The sequence below is a fragment of the Bacillus sp. RC242 genome (genome assembly GCF_044908245.1).
In the GTDB taxonomy this organism is placed as follows: domain Bacteria; phylum Bacillota; class Bacilli; order Bacillales; family Bacillaceae_G; genus Bacillus_A; species Bacillus_A mycoides.
Map to the genome: position 1 here is coordinate 96,582 of NZ_JBIYCZ010000019.1, position 6,830 is coordinate 103,411.

8 protein-coding genes and 1 pseudogene are annotated in these 6,830 nt (G+C 32.2%); 3 read left to right on the forward strand and 6 right to left on the reverse strand.

Annotated elements, in window-relative coordinates; all coding sequences use genetic code 11:
* Positions 1-11: 11 nt before the first annotated feature.
* The 6 genes and pseudogenes from ABH957_RS26280 to ABH957_RS26305 all read right to left on the reverse strand — a co-directional run bounded on the left by ABH957_RS26280 (position 12) and on the right by ABH957_RS26305 (position 4,645).
* Entirely contained in the window at positions 12-1,211 is a 1,200-nt protein-coding gene (locus ABH957_RS26280) for an LL-diaminopimelate aminotransferase (protein WP_404490896.1), read from the reverse strand.
* A gap of 176 nt (positions 1,212-1,387) precedes the next feature.
* Positions 1,388-1,756, reverse strand: a complete 369-nt coding sequence (locus tag ABH957_RS26285) for a hypothetical protein (RefSeq protein ID WP_113937515.1) — start codon at positions 1,754-1,756, stop codon at positions 1,388-1,390.
* Positions 1,757-1,934: 178 nt separating this feature from the next.
* Positions 1,935-2,226 (reverse strand): annotated as a pseudogene (locus ABH957_RS26290) (hypothetical protein).
* Positions 2,227-2,391: 165 nt separating this feature from the next.
* Complete coding sequence (locus ABH957_RS26295; RefSeq protein WP_404453495.1) at positions 2,392-3,594, reverse strand: MFS transporter; 1,203 nt, start codon at positions 3,592-3,594, stop codon at positions 2,392-2,394.
* A gap of 293 nt (positions 3,595-3,887) precedes the next feature.
* On the reverse strand, positions 3,888-4,322 hold the full coding sequence (gene exsC, locus ABH957_RS26300; RefSeq protein ID WP_002165595.1) for an exosporium protein ExsC: 435 nt from the start codon (positions 4,320-4,322) through the stop codon (positions 3,888-3,890).
* A 170-nt stretch (positions 4,323-4,492) separates the two neighbouring features.
* Positions 4,493-4,645, reverse strand: a complete 153-nt coding sequence (locus ABH957_RS26305) for a YqbF domain-containing protein (protein WP_078179002.1) — start codon at positions 4,643-4,645, stop codon at positions 4,493-4,495.
* A 484-nt stretch (positions 4,646-5,129) separates the two neighbouring features.
* Between ABH957_RS26305 and ABH957_RS26310 the strand changes: the two genes are divergently transcribed.
* The 3 genes from ABH957_RS26310 (at position 5,130) to ABH957_RS26320 (ending at position 6,739) form a co-directional block, all read left to right on the forward strand.
* A complete protein-coding gene (locus ABH957_RS26310; protein WP_404453501.1) occupies positions 5,130-5,468 on the forward strand; it encodes a hypothetical protein in 339 nt (112 codons plus the stop codon).
* Between the two features lie 227 nt (positions 5,469-5,695).
* Positions 5,696-6,481, forward strand: a complete 786-nt coding sequence (locus ABH957_RS26315) for a class I SAM-dependent methyltransferase (RefSeq protein ID WP_404490897.1) — start codon at positions 5,696-5,698, stop codon at positions 6,479-6,481.
* A 69-nt stretch (positions 6,482-6,550) separates the two neighbouring features.
* On the forward strand, positions 6,551-6,739 hold the full coding sequence (locus ABH957_RS26320; protein ID WP_215573431.1) for a DUF3970 family protein: 189 nt from the start codon (positions 6,551-6,553) through the stop codon (positions 6,737-6,739).
* The last annotated feature ends 91 nt before the right edge of the window (positions 6,740-6,830 follow it).

The window sequence follows — 6,830 nt, forward strand, 5'->3', positions numbered from 1 at the left end:
GGGAGTTATTATTAATTCTTAACTAATTCTTCTATTTTTTCAATAGAGAAAATACCGCTATTTTTAATGTTTTCAACTACTTCTTGTAATACTACTTTATCTTGAACAAGTGCAATACGAACAAAACCTTCGCCATGAGGACCAAATGCATGGCCTGGTGTGACAACGACATTTGCACGATCCATAAGTGCATAAGCGAACTCTAGCGAAGTCCATCCTTTCGGAATTTCAGCCCAAACGAACATACTTCCAGCTGGTTTATCGACATTCCAACCGAATTTGCGGAATCCGTCCACTAAAGTATCTCTACGTTCTTGGTAAATTTCACGGTTTTTTTCGCAAAATGCAGCGCCGTGTCGTAATGCAGCGGATGCAGCTTTTTGAATTGGTAAAAACACACCGTAATCTGTATTAGACTTAAATTGCGTAAGCGCGCCGACAATTTCTTCGTTACCAATCATATAACCAATACGGCTACCAGCTAAACTATAACTTTTAGATAAAGAATTAATTTCAACGCCAACTTCTTTTGCACCAGGTACAGATAAGAAGCTAATTGGCTTTTGACCATCAAAATAAAATTCAGCATAAGCAAAATCATGGACAACGATAATATTATGTTTTTTCGCGAATGCGATTACCTCTTTAAAGAAATCTTCATGTGCCATTGCTGGAACTGGATTTCCTGGGAAGTTCAAAATCATCATCTTTGCTTTATTGGCGATTTCTTCAGGGATAACTTCCAAGTTAGGTAAGAAATCATTTTCTTTTTTTAATGGCATGTAGTAAGATGTTGCACCGGCCATTTGAATTCCTGTTTCATAAGCCGTATATCCAGGATCAGGAACTAATATAATATCTCCCGGATTTGCAAAAACCATCGGTAAATGAACGAGTCCGTCTTGTGAACCCATTAATAATAAAACTTCTTTATCGGCATTTAAAATAACGTTATGAGTGTTGTTGTAATATTCAGTTACAGCTTCGTGAAATTCTTGAATACCAGATAATGTATATCCGTAACTTTCTTTTGCACTTGCTGTATGTACCATTTCTTCTCTCACAAAATCAGCAGGAGGCATATCAGGATTCCCGATACTTAAATCGATCATTTTATGACCTGCTGTAATTTTCTCTTTTTTATAGGCGCCTAATTCACTAAATATAGAAGATTGGAATGCTTTCATTCTAGTTGCTAAAGTGTAAGTCATCAAAACCCCTCCTAAAAACAGTGTTTTCTTTCTGTATTTTTAATTATTCTGAAAACACATGTTTACATTTTATCATTTTTTTATGAAAATTAAAACGATTGACAAATTTAGAGGGAGGATAATAAGGGAGAATATAAAAATAACGTAGAAAATATTTTCTACGTTATAAATGAAGATTAATTGTTTGTTTTTTTATATGTACATGTTTTTTCAGTTGTAAAAAAGTATACATTTAATTCATTATCGACAACTTTTAAAGATTGATCTGATGTAAACGAGTTACCATAATCAATACGATACACGTTAGAATTTTTAACAAACGATCCCTTAAATAAATCCTCTTTTTTAGTTGTTGTTTGCATTTCCACTAAATTGTGAACAACCTTTTCTTTCTTTTCTTCTTTTACAACTGTTTCAAATTTATAATACACAGGGCATTCACCTTTTTTATTATCAATGACTTCCCAAGAACCGTATATATCATTATTGCTACATCCACTAAGTAGAACGATTAATATAGGGAAAATAAATAGAAGCTTTTTCATTGTGTACTCCTTTCTTATTAGTTTTTATAAACGTGCGAATACGATAGGAATATTGTAATGAATAAAGTTTAAATTTTTATAAAGAATTAATAAATTTCACATAAAAATTTGGAGAAGGGTGGGATTTCAAAATAAAAAGGCATGAATCTAGTGTAATGCCAGATTCATGCCTAATGGTCTATCTTATGTTATGTCTTTTGAGGATAAATGAAGCGGAAAGAAGAATGACAATTCTACATATTTGCAATAATAAAGGCTAGGTTAGCTGCGCCAAATCCACCTTTATCGAATATAGAGGTGAATACTGTAGTAGTCAAAAAGATAATGGGAGTTAACAGTAAAAATAAGAAACCTGCAACAATTCTTCTTTTAAAGTTATTTTGGGATAGGGAAATGGCTAAAAAATTAAGGGCGCCAAACATAATGAATGAAAACAGAAGGGTAATTAATAATTGGATGCCATCAGACATTTCCACAGCTCCTTTTTGAAAAATCTATAATTTATTTTATTCGAAAGTAGTAGGGGATAATCCTTTAAATATTTGAACTACATTAAGAGAATAGATTTTAATCCTTGAAATTCAAAAAGAATGGACCCAGTAAAATACGGGATCCATTCTTAAGAAGTATTAGTTTTATAAATTCGCAGATTGCGACGTTTGTTTTTCAAATCGTTTCTGTTTAGATAGGGAAATAAATATAATTAACAATGAAATGACTCCGAAAATTAGAACCATATACTGTAATCCAATCGTATCTAAGAAGAAGCCTGTGCCGAGTAAGACAATTTGGAACATAATTCTTTCAAACATATTACGGAATGAGAAGAGACGTCCGTGATAGCTTTTTTCGACTTTCGTTTGGAAAATTGTCGACATAATAGGGAAGAAGCAGCCAACACTAAATCCAAACAAACCAAATGAGGCAAGTGCCATCCATTTAATATCGCTAAAGAACAACGAAAGGTGTGCAAAAGCGGTACAAAATGCGAAGAAATATAGTAACTTTTCAGGTTTGAAATGATCAGATAAACGTTTAATAACGAATGCACCTAACATAAACGCTACACCTTCAATTGTATATATGAATCCTTTAATTGTTGGGTCATGTTGCATTTCGCTAATGTTAATAACCATTAAATTGAATCCAGCTATAAATAAAAGAGGGATAATACTTAATATAAGTGCTTTAAAAGCAATAGGGATTCCTTTTAAAATACGAAATACTTCCATAAAACTATTATCTTTAGCTGATTGTTTACTTGATGTAGCGGATTTTTTATCTTCAAATTGTAAGAAGAAAGTTGAGAGGAATAATAAAGCGTATGCTGCCATTGAGAAGGCATACATATACTGTAAACTCATTACAACTAAAAGAATGCCACCTAGTGAAGTACCTGCAATACGAGCGATTGTACCGATATTCATATGTACACCGTTCATTTGTAATAGCTCATGTTCATTAACGATGAGTGGAATTACAGATTGTAATGCAGGGAAATAAAATGCCGCGGAAATTTGAAGTGCAATCATAAATGCAATCATGAAAGCGATACTTTCATATTGAATAGCGAAAAACATGAAAATAACACTAATAACACGACCCAATCCAGCGTAAAGAAGAACTTTCTTTTTTTCATATTGATCAATGACACGCCCAGCCATTGGACCGACTAGAACACCAGCTAACAGTCCGATAAATAATATAACGGATTTCATAAAATCAGAAGGGACGTATTTTTGCATAAATTCAAGATTACCAAGAATACCAAGCCATAACCCTAGACCAGCAATAAACTCCCCAATTAACACAATCCAAACATTTTTATTACGCCACATAATGTAAAACCTCTCTGTCTTTTAAAATGAAAAACTCGTATATAAAACCTCCTTATTTTATGTATTATTTTTAACGAACTTTTTTAGAGTCAGAGTCTATATTACGTGTTTCATTGATGGATTTCAATCTTTTTGATTTGTAAAAAAATGATGAATTAAGTGATACAATGGGTAACTAAAAATACAAAAAATTCACAAGTAAATTCAAAGGGAAGGTAAGTGTGGGGAAAATAAAAAAAGTAAGAACGCAGATAATACGTCTTACTTTTCTCAAAAAACCAAAATAGATTAAATTAGCAACACTTATGATCTTGTCCAATAGCTAAGCCGCTAAAAGACAGAGGACCAACAATGTCTGCACTTGCACCACTAGTAAGGTTTTCTACAGTTAATGAATACTCGTGAGTCCCGCAGCTAACATTTTGATCTATAGCTTGAAATGTTTGCGCGTAAAATTGCTCAGAATCTGTAGATTCAATCCCTACTTGAGCGTTGAAGATTTCTGTATTGTCACGGAAAATTCGGAATAAAACTTGTGAAATCTCAGTTATACCTTTAACCCCAACTGTAGCAATTAATTCTACTCGATTATTACGTGAATCTCTTCTTGAAATTTTTAATTTAATACTTGCTAGAATTGCTTTTTCTGGGGAATGGGGAATTACAAAAGTTGTTTCACCTGTTTTATTTAAAGGTTGAGTAGCTTGATAATCAATGATATGAGTCATATTCGTCACCTCCTCATATACTAAAATATGAAGGTAACGATGAATTAGCTTGGACATATACTATAAGATTTTAAGAGAATTGAGGAGTAATGTTGAATAAAGGGAGATAATATAAAAGCATCAAGAAAAAATCCCAATTATGAGAGTCATTTTTTGATGCTTTTCATACTTTAGGCGGAATATTCTTCTTTACGTACTTCGAAGAATTCATTCCGGCGTAAGTAATTAAAAATTTTTTCCGAAACCTCTTCTTCATGAGACACTAAGAATCGTTGATCAAAAGCATAGAAAGATTGACCTTTAATTAATTTTACGTAGTATATTTTACACGCCTCCTTTAAATTAGGATTCTTAAATACTTTATATTATGATGACCTATCTGGTTGTTAATAATACTTAAAGTTTCGAAGGGGAGAAGTATAAATTCAAAAAAACATTGAAATAGCTTACAAATCTGTAATGTTTTTGTCACCTTTGCCAATAGTTAAAATTAACCAGTATCTTCTATACTACAAATAGGTTCCATAAAACAAGAGGGTAGAAAGATGGAGGAAGTAATTGGAGAAGTTGTAGCAGGGATTTGTGAATTTGTAGTTGAAGTTACGGTGGATGTTTTAGGAGATTTAGTTTCCGGAAATGATGAAGAGAAAGAAACATTATAAAATTTGTAAAAAGTTTAAAGATAAACAATGTGTAAAAGCTGATTTCTAAAGGGAAGTCAGCTTTTATATTTTTTACATTATATTAATAATATCTAAATATTAACCTGTTATGATATTAATGAAATCAATAAAGGAGCTGACCGATATGAATATGCCGAATTCTAGATGTGATGTACCTGATTCTAGTACGATTGTAGCGAATATAAATGAAAAAGAATATCAATTTATTGTTCGTATACATCCACTTGCAGGAAAGATGATAGCGCTATTTGAAAATGGGAAAGAATATGGCTTGCTTGATAAGGAAATCGCTAGTAGGGATAAATTTATTAGGTCAGAGCTTACTAAGTTGAAGCATTTCAACATAGATATTCTTTATGATAGTCCTGGGTGGATATGGATTGGCATGGACCAATATGGATTGCATGCAAGAGAGGCTACTAATAGCGAAGTAGAAATTATTGTGAAGTTACAGGGGGATTAAGTTATTTAGACGTGTAAGAAGATCCTCAAATATAAGAGATACTTTGTGGGGTTGTGGGATAATTCCCCATAACTTTTTTTGTTTTGTGCTTAAAAATAAAAGAGTTAAATTTTTTTGATAGAAGGTCTCTAATACAAGAGACGAGACTAAACTAAAAGAGGATTTGAAATTATATAAAGAGAACTTATAAATTAAATATAATACTTTATAGAAAGAAGATGATAAAAGTGAGTAAAGAAGAACTTGTGAAACAACAATTTGGTAGTAATGCAGAGAAGTATGTGAAAAGTAAAATTCATGCAAAAGGACTGGATTTACAATATGTAGTTCAGCAAGTTGAAACTCGTCATAATACTCGTCTTCTTGATATTGCTACTGGTGGCGGACATGTTGCTAATTTGTTAGCCCCAATGTTCAAAGAGGTAGTCGCTCTTGATTTAACAGAAAAAATGTTAGAAAAAGCAAAAGGTTTTATAGAAGGGAACGGACATGAAAATGTATCATTTGTAGCAGGACATGCAGAAAGGTTACCATTTGCTGATGAATCCTTTGATACAATTACATGCCGAATTGCAGCACATCACTTTGTTGATCCTTTGCAATTTATTTTTGAAGTAAATCGAACGTTAGAAGATAATGGGTTATTTATATTAATTGATAACGTTTCACCAGAAAATAATGAGTTTGATACATTTTATAATTTTATCGAAAAGAAGAGAGATCCAAGCCATGAACGAGCTTTGAAAAAAACAGAATGGATTACTTTATTAGAAAAACATGGTTTGCAAATGCAGTCATGTCATACTTTTGACAAGAAGTTCGATTTTGATTGGTGGTGCGATATGATGGATGTTCCTATGCAAAAACGTGTAAAGTTAACAGAGTGTATGATGAAAACATCAAATGAAATGCAAGAATTTTTCAAAATTCAATTTGAAAACAATAAAATAGAATCGTTTTATACTGAAATGGCACTGTTCGTATGTAAAAAAAGTTCAACATTAAAAAGATAAATTTCTTGCAGTCTTTCTGATGTACGATATACTTAGTACAGAGAAAATGAGAATTGAGGAATAGTAATAATGATTCGTGTACGTATTGAGGGAACTGAGGAAGAGATGATTGAATTTTTAGAGAAAATGCCTGACATTCCTGGGTTTGAAAAAACACATATGAGAGAACCGAGAAAAGGGAATAATCCGAAATATGATTCAAGCAAAAGTATACTAGCATATTTATCTTATAAAAAGATTGAAGTCGCCAATAAATGAAGTGACCCCATAAAGTTAGACTGATTATTTCATTAGGCAACCTTTTGGGCATGGGTCCGGTATTGTACTGGGCTCATGCCTTTTAGTTTTG